This window comes from Deinococcota bacterium, assembly GCA_030858465.1.
Lineage (GTDB): Bacteria > Deinococcota > Deinococci > Deinococcales > Trueperaceae > JALZLY01.
Genome location: JALZLY010000310.1, coordinates 1 through 2,702 on the forward strand (window position 1 = coordinate 1; position 2,702 = coordinate 2,702).

The following is a 2,702-nucleotide window of genomic DNA, read 5'->3' on the forward strand; positions in this document are numbered from 1 at the left end:
CCCTCTCATCATAGTGCGCGTGAACGGCGCGAGGAGTGAAGCCTTCGCCGCGGACCTGCCGGCCTTGCGCGGCCTGCGTGTGGGCGCCGTCATGCTCGCCAAGGCGGAGGGTCCAGAGGACGTCGAGGCTTGCGCCGAGGCGGGCTTCCCACTCATCGCCCTCGTCGAGAGCGCGCTGGGCGTGGAGGAGGCGCTCGCCCTGGCCAGGGCTCACGCCGGAGTGGAGCGCTTGGCCTTCGGCTCGCTCGACTTTCTGGCCGATATCGGCGCGAGCTGGTCGCCCGACGGCGAGGCGCTCCTCTACGCCCGCGCGCGGCTGGTGAGCTGCAGCCGGGCGGCGGGGCTCGAGCCGCCCATCGACGGGGTCTGGCCCAAGCTCGAGGACGAGGCGGGGCTCGTCCGCGACGCCAAGCTCGCGCGCGCGCTGGGCTTTGGCGGCAAGCTGCTCGTTCACCCCAAGCAGCTCGCCCCGGTCAGGGAGGCCTTTGCGCCGAGTAGCGACGAACTCGAGCGAGCCCGGCGCATCGTCCGAGCGGCCGCGGGCGTGGAGGCGGGCGGCGCCCTGCGGCTGGGGGATGAGATGATCGACCCGCCTGTGGTACGCTGGGCACGTCAACTCTTAGAAGCAAGCCGGGAGGAGGTGGTCGCCGAGACCGATGAAGCGAAGAGCCCAGAGGGCTAGTGGACTCCAGCCTGCAAACCGTGAGCCAGGCTCATGATCCAAGCGCCGCGGACAAGGTGCAGGCGCGGTGCGGACTAGGTACGAGTACTAGGCACAATTCAAGAAGATCGAAAGGTTGAGACATGGCAAGACCGTTTAGAACACTGACACTCCTCATAGCGGCGCTGCTGCTCGCTAGCGCCACGGCCCAGCGCGAGGGCTGGCCGAGCTCGCTCACCATCGGCACCGCCTCGGTGGGCGGCACCTACTTCATCTACGGCGGCGGCTGGGCCAATCTTATCCAGCAGGAACTGGGCGTCTCCACCAGCACCGAGGTGACCGGCGGCCCCAACCAGAACATGCTCTTAGTGCAGAACCAGAACGTCGAGCTGGGCATGGTCACCATGGGCCCGGCCTGGGAGGGCTGGACCGGCGAGGGCGACTGGACCGGCGGCGTGGAGATGCGCGACGTGCGCGCGCTCTTCCCCATGTACGGCACCCCCTTTCACATCATCACCCTGGCGGGCTCGGGCATCGACACCATCGAAGGCCTGCAGGGCCGCGCGGTCGGCGTCGGCCCCGCGGGCGGCACCCCCGGCACCTACTTCCCGCGCTTTTTCGAGCAGCTCGGCATCGACATCCGGGTGAGACAGGCGGGCGCCAGCGACCTGGCCTCGCAGCTCATGGACGGGCAAATAGACGGCTTCGCCTTTGCCGCGGGCATCCCCATCGCCTCCTTTTTGGAGATCGAAGCGCAGCGCAGCGCCAACATCTTCACCTTCGACGAGGAGCAACAAGAACAGCTTTTGGAGGCCTTCTTCTACCTGGGTCCGGACACCATTCCCGCCAGCGCCTACACCAGCCTGGACGAGGATCTGGTGACGGTCGGCATGTACAACGTCGCCATCGGCCACGCCGACCTGCCCGAAGACTTCGTCTACGAGATGGTCAAGACGGTGCTCGAGAACCAGCAGTTCCTGATCGACACCCACCAGTCGGCCGAGGAAACGGTGCCGGAAAACATGCTCCCCAACAACGCGTTCTTGTGGCTGCATCCCGGCGCGATTCGCTACTTCGAGGAGATCGGCATTTCTATTCCCGAAGCCCTCATCCCCCCGGAATACAGCCCCGCCGCCGGCAACTAATTACTACGGTGGTCCCTCACGCTCCTCTGCAAGGGACCACCTTCACGGGCTTGCCGGTTCTCACCGGCAAGCCCTAGAGCAAACGTGCGGATTCCGGTGTCCTACTGTGTACAGGTACACGGTTTACTATAGACATACAGTTACAGGCCTACCTTGTCTCGTGAGATCATAAGGAGAACTGTACATGGCACAACCCGATAAGCCCGTGGTTCCTGACCCTGATCCACGCATCGCCAACATCGCGGCCGACGCCGCCTTTATCGAGGACAAACTCCCCAACGAGCGCAGCCTGCTTAGCTGGCAGCACTATATTTTTTACGCCCTGGCCGTCGGCTTTGTCCTCTTTCATATCTACGTGCTCAATATCTACGCCATCGATCCCTGGGTTTTTCGCAGCGTCCACCTGGCCTTGGCCTCGGCCTTGGGCTTCGCGCTCTTCGCCGGCTGGTCGAGCGCTCGGGAGAACAAGCGGGTGCCGCTTCTAGACTGGGTCTTGATCGGGGCCAGCTTGTACTGCGCCTACTATATCTACGCCAACTTGCAGAGCCTTCTCTTTCGCGTCGGCGTGGTCCCGCAGACGATGGACTACGTGGTCGCGGTCATCGGCCTCTTGCTGGTGCTCGAGCTGACCCGGCGCACCCTGGGCTTGGCGCTGCCGATCCTGGCGCTGATTTTTATCGCCTACGGCTTTTTGGGGCCCTACCTGCCGGGCGTGCTCGAGCACCGGGGCTACAGCCCCGAGCGCCTCTTTACCTATATCTACAGCCTCAACGGCGTCTTCGGGGTGACCACCCAGGTCTCCGCCACCTATCTGGTGCTCTTCGTCGTCTTCTCGGCCTTTTTGCAGGTCTCGGGCGTCGGCGACTACTTTATCCGCTTCGCCTTCTCCTTGGCGG

The 2,702-nt window shown here is 64.5% G+C and carries 3 protein-coding genes; all 3 read left to right on the forward strand.

The window, feature by feature from the left end:
• Positions 1–682: aldolase/citrate lyase family protein (locus M3498_15415; protein MDQ3460667.1), on the forward strand; the 682-nt coding region annotated here is incomplete at its 5' end.
• A 122-nt stretch (positions 683–804) separates the two neighbouring features.
• A complete protein-coding gene (locus M3498_15420; protein ID MDQ3460668.1) occupies positions 805–1,806 on the forward strand; it encodes a TAXI family TRAP transporter solute-binding subunit in 1,002 nt (333 codons plus the stop codon).
• A gap of 184 nt (positions 1,807–1,990) precedes the next feature.
• On the forward strand, positions 1,991–2,702 hold a 712-nt coding region (locus M3498_15425), incomplete at its 3' end, for a TRAP transporter large permease subunit (protein MDQ3460669.1).

Excerpts from the sequence above, each read along its gene's own strand:
- M3498_15420 (MDQ3460668.1), top strand. The coding sequence starts at position 805 with ATGGCAAGACCGTTTAGAACACTGACACTCCTCATAGCGGCGCTGCTG.